At 64.2% G+C, this 18,711-nt stretch carries 18 protein-coding genes and 1 pseudogene; 4 read left to right on the top strand and 15 right to left on the bottom strand.

The window, feature by feature from the left end; genetic code table 11:
• The 6 genes and pseudogenes from ISS20_RS16100 to ISS20_RS16075 form a co-directional block, all read right to left on the bottom strand.
• Positions 1–814, bottom strand: a pseudogene (locus ISS20_RS16100) (hybrid sensor histidine kinase/response regulator); the annotation flags it as partial.
• 51 nt (positions 815–865) lie between these two features.
• Positions 866–3,154 (bottom strand): methyl-accepting chemotaxis protein, encoded by a 2,289-nt coding sequence (locus ISS20_RS16095; RefSeq protein ID WP_291438022.1) that lies wholly within the window; start codon positions 3,152–3,154, stop codon positions 866–868.
• 21 nt (positions 3,155–3,175) lie between these two features.
• Positions 3,176–3,703: a chemotaxis protein CheW gene (locus ISS20_RS16090; RefSeq protein WP_291438021.1), complete on the bottom strand. Its 528-nt coding sequence runs from the start codon at positions 3,701–3,703 to the stop codon at positions 3,176–3,178.
• 15 nt (positions 3,704–3,718) lie between these two features.
• On the bottom strand, positions 3,719–4,084 hold the full coding sequence (locus ISS20_RS16085; protein ID WP_005796104.1) for a response regulator: 366 nt from the start codon (positions 4,082–4,084) through the stop codon (positions 3,719–3,721).
• A complete protein-coding gene (locus ISS20_RS16080) occupies positions 4,084–4,482 on the bottom strand; it encodes a response regulator (RefSeq protein WP_005796099.1) in 399 nt (132 codons plus the stop codon). Before ISS20_RS16080 ends, ISS20_RS16085 begins: the two co-directional genes overlap by 1 nt.
• A gap of 59 nt (positions 4,483–4,541) precedes the next feature.
• On the bottom strand, positions 4,542–4,694 hold the full coding sequence (locus ISS20_RS16075; RefSeq protein ID WP_165836572.1) for a rubredoxin: 153 nt from the start codon (positions 4,692–4,694) through the stop codon (positions 4,542–4,544).
• 115 nt (positions 4,695–4,809) lie between these two features.
• Here ISS20_RS16075 and ISS20_RS16070 point away from each other — a divergent pair, with 115 nt between their 5' ends.
• Positions 4,810–5,769: a bifunctional hydroxymethylpyrimidine kinase/phosphomethylpyrimidine kinase gene (locus ISS20_RS16070; RefSeq protein ID WP_291438020.1), complete on the top strand. Its 960-nt coding sequence runs from the start codon at positions 4,810–4,812 to the stop codon at positions 5,767–5,769.
• A complete protein-coding gene (gene hemL, locus ISS20_RS16065) occupies positions 5,753–7,063 on the top strand; it encodes a glutamate-1-semialdehyde 2,1-aminomutase (protein ID WP_291438019.1) in 1,311 nt (436 codons plus the stop codon). The genes ISS20_RS16070 and hemL overlap by 17 nt, the downstream gene beginning before the upstream one ends.
• Before the next feature lie 100 nt (positions 7,064–7,163).
• On the opposite strand, the gene ISS20_RS16060 is transcribed toward hemL, so the two are convergent.
• The gene (locus ISS20_RS16060) at positions 7,164–7,943 is read right to left on the bottom strand and encodes an IclR family transcriptional regulator C-terminal domain-containing protein (protein WP_291438018.1); all 780 of its coding nucleotides are present in this window, start codon (positions 7,941–7,943) and stop codon (positions 7,164–7,166) included.
• Positions 7,944–8,203: 260 nt separating this feature from the next.
• Here ISS20_RS16060 and pobA point away from each other — a divergent pair, with 260 nt between their 5' ends.
• A complete protein-coding gene (pobA, locus tag ISS20_RS16055) occupies positions 8,204–9,388 on the top strand; it encodes a 4-hydroxybenzoate 3-monooxygenase (protein WP_291438017.1) in 1,185 nt (394 codons plus the stop codon).
• A 36-nt stretch (positions 9,389–9,424) separates the two neighbouring features.
• On the opposite strand, the gene ISS20_RS16050 is transcribed toward pobA, so the two are convergent.
• The 5 genes from ISS20_RS16050 to ISS20_RS16030 all read right to left on the bottom strand — a co-directional run bounded on the left by ISS20_RS16050 (position 9,425) and on the right by ISS20_RS16030 (position 13,654).
• A complete protein-coding gene (locus ISS20_RS16050) occupies positions 9,425–9,931 on the bottom strand; it encodes a c-type cytochrome (RefSeq protein ID WP_291438016.1) in 507 nt (168 codons plus the stop codon).
• Positions 9,932–9,972: 41 nt separating this feature from the next.
• Positions 9,973–11,574, bottom strand: coding sequence for a bifunctional phosphoribosylaminoimidazolecarboxamide formyltransferase/IMP cyclohydrolase (gene purH / locus ISS20_RS16045; RefSeq protein WP_291438015.1), 1,602 nt, complete (start codon positions 11,572–11,574; stop codon positions 9,973–9,975).
• A gap of 95 nt (positions 11,575–11,669) precedes the next feature.
• Positions 11,670–11,903 (bottom strand): Fis family transcriptional regulator, encoded by a 234-nt coding sequence (locus tag ISS20_RS16040; RefSeq protein ID WP_015015597.1) that lies wholly within the window; start codon positions 11,901–11,903, stop codon positions 11,670–11,672.
• Complete coding sequence (gene dusB, locus ISS20_RS16035; RefSeq protein ID WP_291438014.1) at positions 11,900–12,946, bottom strand: tRNA dihydrouridine synthase DusB; 1,047 nt, start codon at positions 12,944–12,946, stop codon at positions 11,900–11,902. The genes ISS20_RS16040 and dusB overlap by 4 nt, the downstream gene beginning before the upstream one ends.
• Positions 12,947–13,156: 210 nt before the next feature.
• Complete coding sequence (locus tag ISS20_RS16030) at positions 13,157–13,654, bottom strand: M15 family metallopeptidase (RefSeq protein ID WP_291438013.1); 498 nt, start codon at positions 13,652–13,654, stop codon at positions 13,157–13,159.
• Between the two features lie 238 nt (positions 13,655–13,892).
• Here ISS20_RS16030 and ISS20_RS16025 point away from each other — a divergent pair, with 238 nt between their 5' ends.
• Positions 13,893–14,375 (top strand): YqaA family protein, encoded by a 483-nt coding sequence (locus ISS20_RS16025; protein WP_291438012.1) that lies wholly within the window; start codon positions 13,893–13,895, stop codon positions 14,373–14,375.
• Positions 14,376–14,397: 22 nt separating this feature from the next.
• Here the strand turns inward: ISS20_RS16025 and ISS20_RS16020 are convergent, their stop codons facing one another.
• From ISS20_RS16020 to rarD, 3 genes are all read right to left on the bottom strand, one after another.
• A complete protein-coding gene (locus ISS20_RS16020; protein ID WP_291438011.1) occupies positions 14,398–16,038 on the bottom strand; it encodes a bifunctional aminoglycoside phosphotransferase/ATP-binding protein in 1,641 nt (546 codons plus the stop codon).
• A 189-nt stretch (positions 16,039–16,227) separates the two neighbouring features.
• Positions 16,228–17,469 (bottom strand): diguanylate cyclase, encoded by a 1,242-nt coding sequence (locus ISS20_RS16015; protein ID WP_291438010.1) that lies wholly within the window; start codon positions 17,467–17,469, stop codon positions 16,228–16,230.
• Positions 17,470–17,622: 153 nt separating this feature from the next.
• The gene (rarD, locus tag ISS20_RS16010) at positions 17,623–18,501 is read right to left on the bottom strand and encodes an EamA family transporter RarD (RefSeq protein WP_291438009.1); all 879 of its coding nucleotides are present in this window, start codon (positions 18,499–18,501) and stop codon (positions 17,623–17,625) included.
• Positions 18,502–18,711 lie beyond the last annotated feature (210 nt).

Genomic DNA, 18,711 nt, shown 5'->3' with positions numbered 1-18,711 from the left:
TCGTCGGATCGCCCTTGGCCAAGGTGGCGTACTGCATGAGCACACGGGATGCCACGCGCTTGACGTACACATCTGGCGGCAAAAGGCCCGAGCCAAACGCATCGAAGAAACCCGCGCAAATTTTCCAGAACGCACGCGCCTGCCGATCTGTTTGTGCGGCCACAAAGCCCAGGCAGGTGTCGCGCAGGCTCAGGGCGGCCTTCAGGTCCCCCGACTTGACGATGCGCAGCACAGCAGCATCCAGCCGCGCCCGCGCCTCGGGACCGTAGGGCAGAGGTGGGCGCGACACCGCACCTTCGGGTTCACGGAAACGGCGCTCCACCGGCCAAAGGTCAGCGGGATGAACGCGGTCAGCGCCTGCCAATGCCTGGGCATCGCGGTACTGCGGAAACAGGGCCACTGGCGATACGGCTTTACCCGCCAGCACGGTTTCGAGGTATTCGATCAGTGCAAAACTGGCGCGCTCGATCACTGCGGCAGCGTCATCGCTGCAGGTTTCGGGGCGCTGGACAAACTTCTGCACCGCCGATTCCATGGACCGCAACACCAGCGCCGGAGGGCCCATGCCCACCATTTCCAGCGCACCACAGGCTTGGTGCAGTTGCTGGCGCGCAATGCGCAGGGGTCCAGCGTCCAGCGCCGCCAGATCAGACTCGCGTGCTACCTCGGCATCACGCACAAAGCGCCGCATCGCCTTGACAGCACCGTCCAGCGATTTGCGCAGCTCGTCAAGCACCCAAGCCAAAGGACCCAGGTCCTGATCTCCCTGGGTCCCGTCGGCGGCCGGTGCATTGTTGACATCAATAGATGACATGGATTCGTCCCCGGCTGCAATGAGCCAGCTGGTTGATGACTAACTGCTGCGTCAGGCGATCTTGAACCGTGCCACCGATTGGCGCAGTTCTTCAGCCATGTGCGAGAGCTCGCGCACCTGCTGCGCTGTGGTGCGAGTACCTTCACCCGTCTGCTCGGTCACCGCAAAAATGTGCTGGATGTTGTCGGCCACTTCGTTGGCCAGAACAGCTTCCCGGGAAGTCGAAGACGAAATCTGCTCAATCAGTTCGGCGAGACGGCGCGACACGCGGTCAATCTCGGTCAGCGCGGTACCGGCGCTGTCGGACAGTCGGGCTCCTTCCACCACACCCTGCGTGGAGCGTTCCATAGCGGCTACGGCGTCCTGGGTGTCGGTCTGAATGGCTTTCACCAGGGCAGAAATCTGGCGCGTCGCATCGGCCGAACGTTCAGCCAGACGCTGCACTTCTTCCGCCACCACCGAGAAGCCGCGACCGGCCTCACCGGCGGATGCTGCCTGGATGGCAGCGTTCAGAGCCAGCACGTTCGTCTGCTCGGTAATATCGGAAATCAGCTCGGTGATTTCACCGATCTCCTGAGACGATTCGCCAAGGCGCTTGATCCGCTTGGAGGTGTCCTGGATCTGGTCGCGGATGGAGTTCATACCGCCGATGGCGTTTTGCACGGCCTGCAGACCCGAGTCCGCAGCTTGCAGCGACTGGCGGGCCACCGTGGCGGACTCTTGCGCTTGCGTGGACACCTCGTTAATGCGGGTTGCCATGTCCAGAACGGAGCGGCCGGTTTCGCGAATCTCGCGCAGCTGCTCGGTCGATGCCGCCAGCAGTTCGGTCGAAGTGTTATCCACCTGGGCGGTCGTCTGTGCCACACGGGTCGCTGTGTTCTGCACGCTACCCACGAGCTGGCGCAGCTCTTCCACCGTGTAGTTCACAGAGTCGGCAATGGCGCCGGTGATGTCTTCTGTCACGGTGGCTTCTTGCGTCAGGTCACCTTCAGCGACCGACTGCAGTTCGTTCATCAAACGCAAAATGGCGGCCTGGTTGGCGTCGTTGACGCGCTTGGCTTCCTGCTCTTGGCGCTTGGCGTCGCGTTGCTGGTTTTCAGCAGCTGCCTGGCGACCACGACTGTCCAGCAGCTGGACGCGCGAAATGCCGATACCGCACAGCAGCACGAACAAGCCTGCCAGCGCCAGGGCGGCGAACTGGCCGGCGCCCAGACCGGTCTGTGCAGACAGCTTGGTTTGCAGACCTTCCAGTTGGCGGCGCAGCGGTTCGCTGTCGGCAATGATGGCGGACTGTGCCTCACGGGCAGACACCAGACCTTGCAGGTTGCCCAGAATGGCGCTCGCCTGGGTGCGGGTCTGCTCGTACAGCTTGATCAGGGCTTCCAGTTGCTCGCGGGTCTGCGCATCTTTGGTGGCTGACAGGCGCAACTCTGGGCTGCCTTCCAGCAGGCCTTGTGCAATTTCCTTGAAGGAGTTCAAGTCCTTGCCCAGCAGGAACACGGCCTCGGGGCTCACGCCTTCCATGGTCTGGAATTCGTTGGCGGACTTGCCAATACGCTGCGTCAGCATCACCAGCTGGCCTGCAGCAGAGATTTCGGCCGCAGGGGCGTTCTGTTGCAGCTTGAGCGAGGAGACCGTTTCAGCGATTTCCAGCAGGTCGGACGACTGGCGGTTGATGGTACGCAGAGCGTCACCCACCTGCGTCAGAATCTTTTGCTGGCCCATCACCACGCTGGCGTTGCGCTCGGCGCGCTCCATCAGCGGATTGACGGCATCCAGATCGGGCTTGAAGGGCTCTCCCAACGACTGTACGCCCAGTTCGTTGTCACCGGCATTGAGGGCCCGCACGTTGCGAGCCAGCACGCCAGAGCTTTCCACCACGTCCGGGAAGGCTTGTGGGCTACCCACCAGCGCTTGCGACACCGACTTGGCAAGACGTTGCGACTGCATCAGCGACTGGCCAGTAGCCGCGAGCTGTTGTGCAGAACGGTCGGCCTGCTGCAGCACCCAACCAGCGATCAGAGCCAGCACCACCACACCCACGGCCAGCAGCGCCAGCAGACGGCGCTGATGGCCAGCAGCGGTCGAGCGGCCCAGCAGGGGCAGGCTGATGAGGTCTTCTTCGGCCTCAGGCGCGGTCAGTTCGGGCGTGTAGCCGTCGGGATCGCCCTGGACGCTGTTCATGGCTTCAGCCTGATAGGAGTCGCGCAGTTGCGAACCATCCAGTGCTCCGGTGGCCAGGAGATCCTGCCCATCGTCGGTCGTGCCGGTGGCTGCGCCAGTGTCAGGCGTGGCGGGTTTCCGGTTGAACAGTTTTCCAAATTGATTGACGACGGACATGGTGCAGCCTTACAGAAAAACTCAAGCACTGATGCTCAGGAAAGCGGGATGTTGGGACAGGATCTGCAAGTTCAGCTCCTGCCAGCGTGTGCCACTGGAATCGATATAGGTGGTGCCGAAGAAGCTGGGCGAATCCTCAGCGGGCGGCTCGGACGATACAAACGCATCCGTGCCGCGAAGACCGGCGAGGCGGTCCACCAGCAACGCAGCGTTGACGTCGAGCGCCGCATTGAAAGCCAGCAGACTGGCCTCGGACAGGGCTTGCTCGGTGCGTGGCGCGGTAGAGCCCAGCAAACCAGCCAGATCCACCACACCCACCAGCCCGCCTCGCAGGTTGGCCACGCCCAGAAACCAGCTCTGGGTGTAAGGCACCGCCTGCACCGACACCCAGGGGAAAATCTCCCCAGACTGCCCCAGGGGCAGCAAATAGAAATTCCCGGCGGACTCTACAGCCAGCCAGGAGGACACAGACGTACCTTCGGACCTTGCAGCCTGCAAACGGCTGGCAAGTCGGGTCTGGAGCTCCCGTAGGGCTTCGCGGTTTGCCATGAGCGCGCCGCTGCCTCAGTTCAGAGCGTCAATTTTGGCCTGCAGCTCTGCGGGGTCCACCGGCTTGGTAATGTAGCCGCGCGCACCCTGGCGCATGCCCCAGACACGGTCGGTTTCCTGGTTCTTGCTGGTGCACATGATGATGGGCACATCAGCGTAAAGGGGATCGCGGGTGATGGCACGCGTGAGCTGAAAACCGTTTTGGCCTGGCATCACCACATCCATCAGGATGAGATCAGGCTTCTCTTCGGCCAGACGGCGAAACGCCTCTTCGGCATTTTCTGCGGTACGGACTTGCATGCCTTTTTTCTGAAGCAGGTCCGTCAAAAACATCAACTCGGTCTTCGAGTCGTCGACGACCAATACTTTCTGAATGGGCATTACATGGCTCCTTGTTGGGAATTGCCAAACTGCTGCACTGCCTGCAACAGCTGGTCTTTGGTAAACGGCTTGGTGAGATATTCCTGGCAGCCGACCATGCGCCCACGCGCTTTATCGAACACGCCGTCCTTGGAGGACAGCATTACCACCGGGGTATCTGCGAAACGGGCGTTGCGCTTGATGATGGCGCAGGTCTGGTACCCGTCGAGCTTGGGCATGAGGATGTCGCAGAAAATCAGCTGAGGCTGGTAATCGTTGACTTTGGCCAAAGCATCAAAGCCGTCGTCGGCCAACAAGACTTCGTGCCCCCCCTGCTTGAGAAAAATCTCGGCGCTTCGACGGATGGTGTTGCTGTCATCCACCACGAGCACTTTGAAAGATGCGCCTGTTGTAGTCAATTGTCACTGCTCCCGATGGAGAAAATAAACAACGCAGCAGCGAATGGTGCTGGAGCGCCTCAGATCTGGACCATCTCGAAATCTTCCTTGCGGGCGCCACATTCTGGGCAGGTCCAGTTCATCGGGACCTGATCCCATGGCGTGTTGGGTGGAATGCCGTGTTCGGGAGAACCCTCAGCTTCGTCATAAATCCAGCCGCAAATCAAACACATCCAAGTTTTAAAGTCGGTCACAGCTTAAAGGGCCTTCACATAGAATGCAACGATTGTATCTAGTGATCTCTGCGGCCTGCAGCTTCCGTGCCACCCCTCCAGCAGGATCTGGTCCATGACCACCAAAGCCTCCCTTCCCCCCTCCGAAATCCCAGATATTGACGACGATGACGCGGAGGAAGCGAGCCCGGCCTGTGTGCTGGTGTTCAATGCCAGCGACCCCAGCGGAGCCGGCGGACTGACCGCCGACATCACCACCATCGCCTCGGTTGGAGGGCACCCGATTGCCGTGGTGACCGGGGCCTATGCCCGCGACACCGCTCAGATTTTTGACCACTTCAGCTTCGACGACGAGGCCGTCTCCGAGCAGGCGCGTGCCGTGCTGGAAGACCTGCCAGTACAGGCCATGAAGGTCGGCTTTGTCGGCAGTCCCGAGAACATCAGCACCATTGCCGAGATCACGACCGACTATGACGAAGTCCCCGTGATCGCCTACATGCCCAACCTGTCCTGGTGGCGGGACGAGCTGATCGACGAGTACCTCGACGCCTTCCGCGAGCTGCTGCTGCCGCAGACCTCGGTGTTGGTTGGAAACCACAGCACGCTGTGGCGCTGGCTGCTGCCGGACTGGGCGGGCGAGCGCAGCCCCACTGCGCGTGACATTGCCCGGGCCGCCTCCGAGATGGGCGTGCCTTACACATTAGTCACTGGCATCCCCTTGCCCGAGCAGTTCGTCGAGAACGTGCTGGCATCACCCCAAACCGTGCTGGGCAGCGGCAAGTTCGAGTTGTTCGACGCCACCTTCTCGGGCGCGGGCGATACGCTGTCGGCCGCACTCACTGCCCTGGTGGCCAGCGGCAATGACCTTGGCGAAGCCACCAGCGAAGCGCTGGGCTACCTCGACCGCTGCCTGGATGCAGGCTTTCGCCCCGGCATGGGGCATATCGTTCCCGACCGCATGTTCTGGGCGCAGCCCGAGGACGACGAGACCGACCCCGACGAAGAAGAAACCACGATTGATGAAACACAGGCCCTGGAGGGTTTTGTGATGCCACCCCATGACACCAAGCACTGATCTCAATATTCCCCTGTTCGAACGCGCCAAGGCGCTGATCCCCGGCGGCGTGAATTCGCCCGTGCGGGCCTTCAAGGCGGTGGGCGGCACGCCCCGTTTCGTCAAACGCGCACAAGGCGCCTACTTCTGGGATGCCAACGACCAGCGCTTCATCGATTACATCGGCTCCTGGGGCCCCATGATCCTGGGCCACGGCCACCCTGCTGTGCTGGAGGCCGTGCAGAAGGCCGCGCTTGAAGGCTTCAGCTTTGGCGCGCCCACCGAGCGCGAGGTCGAGCTGGCCGAAGAGATCCTGAGCCTGGTGCCGTCCATGGAGATGATCCGTTTGGTCAGCTCGGGCACCGAAGCGGGCATGAGCGCCATCCGCCTGGCGCGCGGCGCCACGGGGCGCAGCAAGTTCATCAAATTCGAAGGCTGCTACCACGGCCATGCCGACTCGCTGCTGGTCAAGGCTGGCTCGGGCCTGGCCACGTTTGGCAATGCCACCAGCGCTGGTGTGCCGCCCGAAGTGGTGCAGCACACCCTGGTGCTTGAATACAACAACGTCGCCCAGTTGGAAGAAGCCTTTGCCCTGCACGGCAAGGAACTGGCCTGCGTGATGATCGAACCCATTGCGGGCAACATGAACCTGGTGCGCGCGACCGTGCCGTTCATGAAGCGCTGCCGCGAGTTATGCACCGAATACGGCGCGCTGCTGGTGCTCGACGAAGTGATGACGGGTTTCCGCGTGGCCCTGGGCAGCGCGCAAAGCGTTTATGCCAAGAGCATCCCAGGCTTCAAGCCCGACATCACGGTGCTGGGCAAGGTGATCGGCGGCGGCATGCCGCTGGCGGCGTTTGGTGGCCCGCGCGCCATCATGGAACACCTCGCACCGCTGGGCGCGGTGTACCAGGCGGGCACGCTGTCGGGCAACCCGGTGGCCACGGCCTGCGGGCTGGCCACGCTGCGCGAAATCAAGAAGCCCGGCTTCTTCGATGCGCTGTCGGCCCGTACCCGCTCACTCGTCGAAGGCCTGCAAGGCGCTGCCACGGCAGAAGGAGTGCCGTTCTGCGGCGACAGCGAAGGCGGCATGTTCGGTTTTTTCCTGCTGCCCGAACTGCCGCAGAACTACGCCCAGGTGCTCAAGACCGACAGTGCGCGGTTCAACCAGCTGTTCCACGGTCTGCTGGATCGGGGCATCTACATTGCACCGGCCTTGTATGAAGCGGGCTTTGTGAGCGCCGCCCACACCGCCGACGACGTGGCAGCCACCGTGGCTGCTGCGCGCGAAGTGTTCAAGACGCTCTCAAAATAATAGCTGACATCGCAAATTGCACTAGCGCTTCCTGCCAATTTGGCACTGAATGGCCCTCACGAGGGCCATTTTTCATGGCGACGAGGCTTGCGGCAGACAGTCACAGCAGTCCGCGCAGCTCACGGGCTGCATCCTGCAGCAGCGGCAGCATGTCGCGCTGCAGGCTGCCCTCGTCCATCTGCTTGGGCGATGCCACCACGTTGAGCGCAGCCACCGTGTGGCCCTGCAGGTTGCGCAGCGGCACGGCCAGCGCGTGCACGCCCAACTCATGCTCCTCCACGGCCAGGCAATAGTCGTCGCGCCGCACCTTGGTGATCACCTGCCGCAGCGGGCCTACCTGCGTAATGGTTTGGGGCGTGAGGCGGTGCAAGGGCCGGTTCTTGAGCCAGGCGGTCAACTCCGCCGGGGGCAGCGCCGCCAGCAACACGCGGCCGGTGGACGTAGGGTGGGCCGGCAGCCGCGCGCCCAGGTGCAAGCCATAGGCCAGCACCCGCGATGGCGCGCCATACACGCCACTGCGTGCCACGATCACCACCTCGTCCCCGTCCAACACCACCGCCGAGAACGACTGCTGGGTCTGCGCCGCCAGCCGGTTCAGCGTGGGCTGCAGTACACGGGGCAAACGCGCTGAAGCGAGATAGCTGCCCGAAAACCGCAGCACTTTGGGCGCCAGCCAGAAGTAGCTGCCATCCGTCTCCAGATACCCCAGGTGCGCCAGCGTCAACAGGTGCCGCCGCGCTGCCGCGCGCGTGAGGCCGGTGCGCTGCGCCGCCAGCGTGGCATTCAGGCGCTGGCGCTCGGTGTCAAAACTCTCCAGCACGGCCATGCCTTTGGCCATGCCTTCGATGAAGTCTGCCTTGGCGATGGGGGTGGAGGTCATGGGCTGAGGTATGAAGTGCTGGTTGATTGGACTGGCTGAGACAACGGGGCTGACGGGACCCCGCAGCAGCCCAGCGCACTGGCGGCCAGGGGTTGCAGACGCCAACCACCCCGGAGACTGCGCGATCATCGCACAAAGCATCGATTGATCGCACGCAATCGGCATCACCGGATATCGCTTTGATCTGGATCAACCTACGCTCAAGGCCACTGGTTTTCGGTATCCCCCCACCCCCCACTTCCCATTCCCAGAGGTTTTCCATGCGCACCCAGGTTGCCATCATTGGTGCCGGCCCCGCCGGCCTGCTGCTCGGTCAGTTGCTCTACAAGTCCGGCGTTGACGCCGTCGTCATCGAACAGCGCAGCCCCGACTACGTGCTCGGCCGCATTCGCGCCGGGGTGCTGGAGAAGGTCTGCATGGACCTGCTGGACCAGGCGGGCGTGAGTGCCCGGGCCCATGCCGAGGGCCTGCCCCACGACGGTATCGAGCTGCTGTTCAAGGGCAAGCGCCACCGCATCGACCTGCACGAGTTGACCGGCGGCAGCCGCGTGACGGTGTACGGACAGACTGAAGTCACCCGCGACCTGATGGACGCGCGCGCGGCGGCAGGCCTGACCACCGTGTACGACGCACAGAACGTGCAAGTGCACGACTTTGACGGACAGCACCCGCGCGTGACGTACGAGAAGGATGGTCAGACCCACGAGCTGGCCTGCGACTTCATCGCGGGCTGCGACGGCTACCACGGCGTGTGCCGCGCCAGCGCGCCGGCCGATCTGCTCAAGACTTACGAGCGCGTGTACCCCTTTGGCTGGCTGGGCGTGCTGGCCGACGTGCCACCGGTGTCGCACGAACTCATCTACGCCAACACCGAGCGCGGCTTTGCGCTGTGCAGCATGCGCAGCGCCACCCGCAGCCGCTATTACGTACAGGTGCCCACCACCGACAAGGTCGAGAACTGGACCATCGACCAGTTCTGGACCGAACTGGGCAACCGCCTGGACCCCGAGGCCCGCGCCAACCTGGTGACCGGCCCGGCGCTGGAGATGAGCATTGCCCCGCTGCGCAGCTTTGTGGCCGAGCCCATGCGGTTTGGCCGCATGTTCCTGGCAGGCGATGCGGCCCATATCGTGCCGCCCACCGGCGCCAAGGGCCTCAACCTGGCTGCCAGCGACGTGGGCTATCTGTGGACCGCGCTGTCCGAGTTCTACAACGAGAAATCGTCCGTAGGCATCGACACCTACTCTGACCGCTGCCTGCGCCGCGTGTGGCGTGCAGAGCGATTCTCGTGGTGGTTCACCTCGCTGATGCACCGCTTTCCAGAGACGGGCGAGTTCGGTCAGAAGATCCAGGAGGCCGAGCTGGACTACCTGGTGCACTCACGTGCAGCCTCGGTGTCGCTGGCGGAAAATTACGTGGGCCTGCCGATGAGCTTTGGGGCCTGAGCCCCAGCGGACATCCAGCCCCGGCGGCTGCCGCCATCAGCGGGGGGTTGAGGCGGCCTCTGCCGCCCGCGCGCTCTGTGCAGCGGCTGGCAGCACCGGCAGCGACACCAGCCACTGCGCCATCTCGCGCGCCTGGGCCTCGGTCACCTGCGGGTGGCGCGGCATCACGGTGCGCCCCCACTCGCCCACACTGCCGTTGCGGATCTTGCGGGCCAGATAGTCCACCGCGTCGGCACGGTCGCGATAACGCGCTGCAATCTCCTGGAACGACGGGCCTACGTAGTAGCGTTCCATGCCGTGGCAGCGCAGGCAATCCGATGCTTCCACCAGGCGAAGCCCAGCTGATGCGGAAGGCTGTGTGGCAGAGCTGCCGCCCCCGGATGCGCTCTGGGCTGCACTCGCAGCACTCGCTGCACTCGGGCCAGGCTGCAGCATGCGCCAGCCGAGGTTGAGCATGCCCAACACCACCAGCGCCATGAACACCACCAGTGCCCACTTGAGCCAGCGGGGCCGGGGTGGCGGGCTCTCATCGTCGCGGTGCATGCTAATGCTCGAGAACAAGACCGGAGCGAATCAGCGGCACTTCAGTGGCGGAAATGGCGCACACCACTGAACACCATGGCCACGCCACGTTCGTTGGCGGCATCGATCACTTCGTTGTCGCGCATGGAACCACCGGGCTGGATCACGCAGGTCGCGCCCGCATCCACCACCACATCCAGGCCATCGCGGAAGGGGAAGAACGCGTCGCTGGCCACCACGGTACCCTGCAGCGTGAGGCCAGCATGGCCCGCCTTGATGCTGGCGATGCGGGCCGAGTCCAGGCGGCTCATCTGGCCTGCGCCCACGCCCATGGTCATGCCGCCCTTGCAGAAGACGATGGCATTGCTCTTGACGTACTTGGCCACCTTCCAGGCAAACAGCAGGTCTTCCATTTCTTCCAGCGTGGGCTGCTTCTTGGTCACGACCTTGAGGTCGATGAGCGACAGCTCGTGGTTGTCCGCCGTCTGCAGCAGCAGGCCCGAGCCGATGCGCTTGGCGTCCATGGCGTTGCGGCCGCGTTCCCAGTCGGTCTTGCCACCGTGGGCGGGCAGCGCGATCTTGAGCAGGCGCACATTGGCCTTGGCCTTGAAGATCTCCAGCGCCTCGGCGGTGAAATCTGGCGCCATCAGCACTTCGACAAACTGCTTGCTCACCTGGGCAGCCGCCGCGCCATCAACCACGCGGTTGAAGGCGATGATGCCGCCGAAGGCACTGGTGGGGTCGGTCTGGAAGGCCTTGCTGTAGGCGCTCAGCGCGTCCAGGCCCACGGCCACGCCGCAGGGGTTGGCGTGCTTGACGATCACGCAAGCGGCGGCTTCAAAGCTCTTCACACATTCCCAGGCAGCATCAGCGTCAGCGATGTTGTTGTAGCTCAGCTCCTTGCCCTGCAGCTGCACACCGGTGACCAGCGAGCCAGGCGCGGGGTACAGGTCGCGGTACAACGCGGCCTGCTGGTGGCTGTTTTCGCCGTAGCGCAGGTCCTGCACCTTAGTGAAGATGCCGTTGCTCTGGCCGGGGAACTGGGTGCGCGCAGGCACATAGGTTTCCGACAGCTTTTCTTCTTCGAACGTGACGGACGACAGGTAGTCACTGATGGCGCCGTCGTACTGCGCGATGCGGTTGAACGCTGCTACCGACAGCGCAAAGCGCAGCTTGTCACTCAACTTGCCGCCGGCCTTCAGCTCGGCCAGCACGGCCTCGTACTGATCGGCCGAGGTGATCACGCCCACGTCCTTCCAGTTCTTGGCGGCGCTGCGCACCATGGCGGGGCCGCCGATGTCGATGTTTTCGATGGCGTCGGCCAGCGTGCAACCGGCCTTGGCCACGGTGGCTTCAAAGGGGTAGAGATTGACCACCAGCAGGTCGATGGTGTCGATGCCGTGTTCCTTCAATGCCGCCATGTGTTCAGGCAGCTCACGGCGGGCCAGCAGGCCACCGTGCACCTTGGGGTGCAGCGTCTTCACGCGGCCGTCGAGCATCTCGGGGAACTGGGTGACCTCGGCCACTTCGGTCACGGGCAGGCCCTTGTCGGCCAGCAGCTTGGCTGTGCCGCCGGTGGACAAGAGCTTGATGCCCAGCGCGTGCAGCGCTTGCGCGAATTCGACGATGCCGGTCTTGTCAGAGACGGAGAGGAGTGCGTTCATGGTGGTAGTGCGGAGGTTTTGAATAAAAACAGGCTGTAGCGCTGGTGAATCATGCGCTGGTAGCTACAGAATAAATAGCAATCAGAGGCAATCCGTCAGAGCAGCTTGTGCTCGACCAGCTTCTTGCGCAGGGTGTTGCGGTTCAGGCCTAACCATTCGGCGGCGCGCGACTGGTTGTTGTCGGCCTGCTGCATCACGACTTCCAGCAGCGGCCTTTCGACCACACGCACCAGCATGTCGTACATGCCATCGGGCGTCTCGCCGCCCAGGTCGCGAAAGTAGCCCTGCAGGCTTTCGCGCACGCATTCTTCTATGTGTTTCTTGCTCATGCAACCAATCCCTCTTGTTCTTCTGTGTCGGCATCCACGTCGGTGGCAGCAGGCAGCCGGTCCATCTGCTGGCCCAGGGCGTCCAGATAGTCGGCCACGGCCTGCCACTGCGTGGTGCAGTCTTCGATCGTATTGATATGTGCCCGCAAGGCCTCGCCGCCCGGCAGCGCGCGCAGGTACCACGCAATGTGCTTGCGCGCACTGCGCACGCCGGTCAGCTCGCCATACAGGCTGTAGTGGTCGTGCAGGTGGTCCAGCAGCAAGCGCCTCACCTCGGCCACCAGCGGTGGCGCCAGGTGTTCGCCCGTGGCCAGAAAGTGGCCGATCTCGCGGAAGATCCACGGTCGGCCCTGGGCGGCGCGGCCGATCATGATCGCGTCGGCACATGTGGCAGCCAGCACATCGCGCGCCTTCTCGGGCGAGGTGATGTCGCCGTTGGCGACCACGGGCACCTTCACAGCAGCCTTCACCGCCGCGATGGTGTCGTACTCCGCATGGCCTTTGTAGCCTTGCTCACGCGTGCGGCCGTGCACCGTGAGCATCTGGATGCCCACGCTTTCAAACTGCCGCGCCAATGCCACGGCGTTCTTGTGCTCCTGGCACCAGCCGGTGCGCATCTTCAGCGTGACGGGCACGTTGAAGGGCGCGCAAGCCTCGACCACGGCAGCGGCAATTTCCACCGCCAGGGCCTCGTTTTGCATCAGGGCGGAACCCGCCCATTTGTTGCACACCTTCTTGGCCGGGCAGCCCATGTTGATGTCGATGATCTGCGCGCCGCGTTCCACGTTGTAGACCGCAGCCTCGGCCATCATCGGCGCATCGGTGCCGGCGATCTGCACGGCAATGGGCCCCGGCTCCCCTTCATGGTTGGCACGGCGCGAGGTCTTGAGGCTGTTCCACAAGTCCTTGCGCGAAGTCACCATCTCGCTCACCGCATAGCCCGCCCCCAGCGCCTTGCACAGCTGGCGGAACGGCCGGTCAGTGACGCCCGCCATTGGGGCGACGAACAACCGGTTCGCCAAAGGAATGTAGCCGATTTGCATGGGCGGGGATAGGAAGGGGGAGGCAGCAAAAGATGCTGAAAAAGGAGGCGGGATTGTACCTGCTCAAAATTTCAGCAACTGAAATAGAGCACACACCGTATCTATCTGCCGACCGGGCCCCATTGCGTCAGCCCACGGGACGCTTCCCTTGCCCCCCACTCTGGCCCTGTGGAGCAGACACCGCAGCGTCTCAACGCGCTGGTTGCAGTCTCACCGGGCGGCGAGATCGGTGTCTGCAGCCTGGGCTGGCGGCACACCCCGCTGCGCGAAATGCCACCACGCATCCGGCAGGTTGTCGAACTGGTGGCGCGCCATGAGCGCCCGCAGCCACTGGCGGTTGTGCAGCACGTCCGGGGAGAAACCGCTGGCGCCCGCCGCCGCCTCCGACCGCGCGGCGCCCACCGGGGTGCCCATGTCCACGGCCTGCCCGTCAGCCAGCGGCCCGCGCACCACCTTGTGGGCCTTGCTTCCGTCCACCACCTGCACCTGCACCACCCAGCCACCGCTGGTGGTGTTGCATGTGGCCTGCAACGCCATACCCTGGGACTGCAGCTCGCGGCCAATGCGCTCCAGCGCGGGACGTGCGGCGGGCTCCCTATCGCAAGGCGCTGTCGCAGCGGGCTCCCACAGCATTGGCCCTCCTTGCAAGCCAGGAGTGGGCACGGCCGCCTGGGGGCTGTGCACGCAGGCCGCCAACAACAGGGCCATGGCGACTGATGACCAGCGGGTCGCGGGCGGCAAGGAAACAGAGGGGTTCAAGCGGCGTGGATGGGACGTTGTGGGCAATACCAGCATGAGCGACCTCCTGGGTTTGTCATTCAGGGCCAATGTGTTTTGACGATACAAAAGCCCCTACAACCCAGCCATGCGCCGATGGCGCGCGCCGCTGTAGGACAGAGCCCCCAGGGGCGGATAGGGCCCCCACCGGCCCCTACACTCGAAGGCTATGGAAATCTGGATGCACCAGCTGCTCGAATGGCTGGCCCTGCCGCAGTTCGGCCTGAGCACAGTCTTTGTGGTGTCTTTCGTATCGGCCACGCTGCTGCCACTGGGCTCCGAGCCTGCAGTGTTCGGTCTCATCAAGCTCAACCCCGACCTGTTCTGGCCCGCCATCGTCGTGGCTACGGTGGGCAACACCCTGGGCGGCGGCCTGAGCTGGTGGATGGGCCTGGGTGCGCACAAGGCAGTGGACACGGCGCGCGGCAATGCCACCGAGGTACGGGCGCTGAACTGGCTCAAGCGCTTTGGCGCGCGTGCCTGCCTGCTGAGCTGGCTGCCCATGGTGGGCGACCCGCTGTGCGCTGTGGCCGGCTGGCTCAAGCTGCCGTTCTGGCCGTGTCTGGCCTACATGGCTGTGGGCAAGTTTCTGCGCTACCTGGTGATGACCAGCGTGCTGCTGTACTTCCTGCCCGGGCATCTGGCCATGTAGCGGCCCACCAGGGTCATCGAGGTCAGGACGGCAGCAGACGGCCCCAGTCCACGGGCGCCGTGGTGTCCACGTGCAGCGTGATGGCCTCCTCGTGGGGCTGCAGGGGGTGGGCGCGGGCCCACTGGGCGTCCAGCACCGCGACATCCGCCTCTGACGCACCGCCTCCGACCAGCGCCCGCTGGCGTACACGCTCGCGCAGCACCGGCAGCGGGGCCTCGAACGACAGGATGTGGCAGGGCACTTGCGCAGAATCGGCCAGGGCCAGAAAAAGCGCGCGGGCATCGCGGTCCAGAAAAGTGGCATCCACAATCACGGAATAGCCTGCCGCCAGCACCTCGCGCGCCACTTGCGCCAGCCGCTGGTGCGTGCGCTGTGAGGCCTCGGCGCTGTAGATGCCGCCAGGTATGCCGTCGCTGGCAGCATCGGGCGCCAGGCCAAACAGGCGCTTGCGCTCCACGTCGGCCCGCACACGCACCAGTCCACGCTGGCACGCCAGGGCCAGCGCATGGGTGCTCTTACCAGCGCCCGAAAAGCCATGGGCCAGCCACAGCGCGGCAGGGCGCGCCACGGGCCAGCGCGCGGGCCGTTGCCCTGCAAACCCCGCCGCCAGCTCCAGATACCCTTCCACGCCCTGCACAGCCTGCACGCCGGCGCCACCGCCACCGGTGGGGTCCAGCCGCAGAGCGGCCACCCGCGCCCGTACCAGGGCACGGTAACAACCGTAGTAACGCAACACCAGCAGACCCACGTAGTCCCCGGTGTGTTCCAGCCACCGGTTCAAAAACCGCCAAGCCAGATCCGCCCGACCATGGGCCGCGAGGTCCATCACCACGAAAGCGATGTCCGCAACGCAGTCGATCCAGCGCAAGGCGGGGTTGAACTCAAGGGCGTCGAACAGCTGGGCCTGGCCATCGATGAGCGCAATGTTGGCCAGGTGCAAATCGCCATGGCATTCGCGCACCCGACCGGCTGCCCGCCGCGCCTCGAACGTGGGGGCCAGGGCTTGCCCCTCATGCTGACACCAGATGGTCACCTGCGCCAGCAATGGCCCCTGACCAGGCAGTGCGCCTGCCACGGAGGGGAGCAGAGCCGCCAGGCAGTCACCCACCGGCGCTTGCACCGCCGCTGCTGTGCCCCAGATGGTGGCGCCTGCGGCGACGGCGGCCGTGGCATGAAACTGCGCCACATGGCGCGCCAGCTGGTCGATCTGCGAAGGCGACACGCGCTGCTCATCCAGTGCGGTGGCGAGCAGTGCCGCCTGGGCAAAACGCCGCATCCACACGGCGGGCTCGGCGCCTGGCGGAGCGTCTTGCCATTGCACCAGCCGAAGGGTGGCAGGAGCATCTTCTGCAGCACCGGCCACCAAGCCGACAAGGCCCAGGTAAAGGCCCGGCGCCGTGCGGCGGTTGATGCGCAGCTCTTCCTCGCAGGCCGCATGCCGCAGCGCCTGGGTGCTGAAGTCCAGAAAGTCCAGCTGCAATGGCTTTTTGAACTTGTAGGCAAAGTCACCGGCCAGCAGCACCCAGGAGATGTGGGTCTCGATGCATTCCACCGGCCCCATCAGGTCTGCAGGATAGGGAAAAGCCTGCGGTTGCTGCAGCAGCATGCGCACGCGCTGCTCGGCGGTGGCAAATTGTGCCGACAGATCGGTGGATGGAGGCATGGAACGGATGAGAGGCTGGTGCATCGGCACCCAAGCGCAGGTGCAAAAAGGTGCGATGCCACCCAGCGGGTGGCGGGGAACTGGCCCTCAGTGTGGGCGCTGCTGGCCGCTTGTCAACCCGGCCAGCGCAAACGATAGCCAGCAAACCGCCAGCACCCCGCAAGCGGATGGCCAGCAGATGGCGGGCAACTATAGAAAAGCGTGACTGCTGGGGACTGACAGGTCCGACAGCTGCGAATCGCCTTTGGCAATGGGCTCCTCAACCACCACCTGGTTGCGCCCGCCCTCCTTGGCCATGTACATGGCGGTGTCTGCCCTCGAGAAGAACTCCAGCACCGACTCGCCCAGCACATACTGGGTCACACCAATGGACACCGTCACGCGGCCTTTGAGCAGGCCCGTCCAGGCGTGCGACTCGACCTGGGCCCGTATGCGTTCGCAGGTATTGAGCGAGGGCAGCAGCGAAGTGGCAGGGAAGATCAGCAAAAACTCCTCGCCACCGTACCGCCCAAACACGTCGCCGCCGCGCACGCCCTGCTGCGCAATGCGTGCAAAGGTGCGCAACACCTCGTCGCCACCCAGGTGGCCCAGTTCGTCGTTGATGCGCTTGAAATGGTCGATGTCCAGCACGGCCAGGCACAGCGGAATCCCGCTTTCGTCGGCGAGCTGTTTTTGTTCTTCGAGCGCCGCCAGGATGTAGCGGCGGTTAAAACAGCCCAGCAAGGTGTCGCGCTGCGCGTCTTCCTGGATGTTCTTGATCTTGCGGCTGGCCTGGTAGAGGCTGCGGTACAACCGCTGCACGCGGCCCATGAGCACGATGAACGCGGGCACGGAGACCGCCAGCGCCAGCAGGTGCATCAGCTCCAGCCGCAGCAGGGCATCGTTGCCCTGCTCTGCGTAGTGCGCGGCTGCCACTGCCGCATAAGCGCACAACACCCCGGCCGTCAGCACCAGCAACGTGCGCCGGGGTACGGTAAAGATGCCATAAGCCACTGCCACAAACATGAAGGGGGCCAACAGAATCTGCGTGACAGGCTCCAGGTAGAACAACCCCAGCATGCCACTGATGGAAGCCACCACGATGCCCAGCTTGAGATGGCGCAGCCGCAGTTTTTGGTGCAGGCCCAAACGAAACAAGGCACCAAACACCGCGAAGCCCGCCGCCGTCAGACCGGCCAGCACCCACAGCACCTGGGCTCCCACCACGCCCAAACCATAAAACCCCAGCAGGGCCAAGGCGTACAGGCCAATGAGCCCCGCCACAGCCCACCACTTGGACTGCGCACTGCGTTCTCCCCGGGGGCCAAAGCCATCCAGCGCACGCCGTCCAGGTCGCACGGCGACAGACGACGAGTCGTCGAACTCCAGCACGGCATCGGTCAACGGGAAGGCATCCGTCGCCGAAAACAGGTTTTTGCGTCCAAAAAGCATGTGGTGGCGGGCTCTGGCCTGGATATGTGGGTGGGCGGTGCAGCAACACACGCGCAGCACCCGTCAGACAAATCGCAGGATCTTACGCGTGGCTGACAGAATCGAACTGCGCGTTTTCCAGTAGCCCAGGCGACAGGGACCGCCCCCTGCGATTCAGGCCACCACCACCCGCTGACGCGTCCACCAGCCCTCCACGCTGTACACCAGCAGCGCGGCCCAGATCAAAACAAAACCCACCAGGCGCGCGGGCTGAAAGGCCTCGTGGTAGACCCACACCCCCAGCGCAAACTGAAGACTGGGCGAGATGTATTGCAAGATGCCCAGCGTGGACATGGGGATGCGCCGCGCGCCCGCAGCAAACAGCAGCAAAGGTATGGCCGTCATGGGCCCGGCCAACAACAACCAGCCCACGGTGGACATGTCGCCCTGCACCAGAGCGCCCTGTCCTTGCCAGCTCCACCAGGCCAGAATCACTGCAGCCACCGGCGCCAGCATCAGGGTCTCCAGGGTGAGCCCCTCCAGCGCGCCCAGCACCGCCACCTTGCGCAGCAGGCCATAGAAGCCAAAGGTCAGGGCCAGCACCAGCGCGATCCAGGGCAGGCGCCCTGCCTGCACCGCCAGCCACAGAACGCCGGCCGCAGCCACCGCCACGGCCAGCCACTGCCCCGGCCGGGGGCGCTCGCGCAGGAACACGAAGCCCAGCGCCACATTGACCAGCGGCAGGATGAAATACCCCAGACTGGCATCGACCACATGGTGGTTCTGCACCGCCCACACATAGGTCAGCCAGTTGCCCGACAACAGCACCGCTGACAACGCAAACGCCCCAAGCACCCGCGGCTGGCGCACCACAGACGCCATCCATGCCCATTGCCTGCGCACGGCCAGCAGCGCCAACACCACCACCAGCGACCACAGTGTGCGGTGCATCACGACCTCCAGAGAGGGCACGTCGGCCACTTGCTTGAAGTACAGGGGAAACAAGCCCCATGCAACATAAGCCAGCGCGGCGTAGAGGATTCCGGTATTCATGCGCGAAAAGCCCGACAAGGGGTGAATGGAGAAAAGCCGACGACGCAGGACCCGACAGCGCCAGAAAAAATCCCTGTCAGCCCAAAGGCAAACAGGGATAGCGGACATGTCCACCGCACCAGCAGACCCGTACGGGCCTGCCGGAAGGTCAGACGTTGAAGAGGAAGTTCAGAACGTCGCCATCCTTGACCACGTATTCCTTGCCTTCGG

This window comes from Acidovorax sp. (assembly GCF_016783915.1).
In the GTDB taxonomy this organism is placed as follows: Bacteria; Pseudomonadota; Gammaproteobacteria; order Burkholderiales; family Burkholderiaceae_C; genus Acidovorax.
Note: the sequence above shows the minus strand (reverse complement) of the source record. Positions and strands in the feature narration are given on the sequence as shown.

Bases quoted from the DNA above. Each gene is read 5' to 3' on its own strand.
- ISS20_RS16025 (WP_291438012.1), top strand. From the start codon at position 13,893: ATGGAAATCTGGATGCACCAGCTGCTCGAATGGCTGGCCCTGCCGCAG.
- ISS20_RS16095 (WP_291438022.1), bottom strand. From the start codon at position 3,154: ATGTCCGTCGTCAATCAATTTGGAAAACTGTTCAACCGGAAACCCGCC.
- ISS20_RS16070 (WP_291438020.1), top strand. From the start codon at position 4,810: ATGACCACCAAAGCCTCCCTTCCCCCCTCCGAAATCCCAGATATTGAC.
- ISS20_RS16030 (WP_291438013.1), bottom strand. From the start codon at position 13,654: ATGGCCCTGTTGTTGGCGGCCTGCGTGCACAGCCCCCAGGCGGCCGTG.
- ISS20_RS16015 (WP_291438010.1), bottom strand. From the start codon at position 17,469: ATGCTTTTTGGACGCAAAAACCTGTTTTCGGCGACGGATGCCTTCCCG.
- ISS20_RS16085 (WP_005796104.1), bottom strand. From the start codon at position 4,084: ATGCCCATTCAGAAAGTATTGGTCGTCGACGACTCGAAGACCGAGTTG.
- ISS20_RS16020 (WP_291438011.1), bottom strand. From the start codon at position 16,038: ATGCCTCCATCCACCGATCTGTCGGCACAATTTGCCACCGCCGAGCAG.
- ISS20_RS16050 (WP_291438016.1), bottom strand. From the start codon at position 9,931: ATGCACCGCGACGATGAGAGCCCGCCACCCCGGCCCCGCTGGCTCAAG.
- hemL (WP_291438019.1), top strand. From the start codon at position 5,753: ATGACACCAAGCACTGATCTCAATATTCCCCTGTTCGAACGCGCCAAG.
- ISS20_RS16075 (WP_165836572.1), bottom strand. From the start codon at position 4,694: ATGTGTTTGATTTGCGGCTGGATTTATGACGAAGCTGAGGGTTCTCCC.
- purH (WP_291438015.1), bottom strand. From the start codon at position 11,574: ATGAACGCACTCCTCTCCGTCTCTGACAAGACCGGCATCGTCGAATTC.
- pobA (WP_291438017.1), top strand. From the start codon at position 8,204: ATGCGCACCCAGGTTGCCATCATTGGTGCCGGCCCCGCCGGCCTGCTG.
- ISS20_RS16060 (WP_291438018.1), bottom strand. From the start codon at position 7,943: ATGACCTCCACCCCCATCGCCAAGGCAGACTTCATCGAAGGCATGGCC.
- ISS20_RS16090 (WP_291438021.1), bottom strand. From the start codon at position 3,703: ATGGCAAACCGCGAAGCCCTACGGGAGCTCCAGACCCGACTTGCCAGC.
- ISS20_RS16040 (WP_015015597.1), bottom strand. From the start codon at position 11,903: ATGAGCAAGAAACACATAGAAGAATGCGTGCGCGAAAGCCTGCAGGGC.
- dusB (WP_291438014.1), bottom strand. From the start codon at position 12,946: ATGCAAATCGGCTACATTCCTTTGGCGAACCGGTTGTTCGTCGCCCCA.
- rarD (WP_291438009.1), bottom strand. From the start codon at position 18,501: ATGAATACCGGAATCCTCTACGCCGCGCTGGCTTATGTTGCATGGGGC.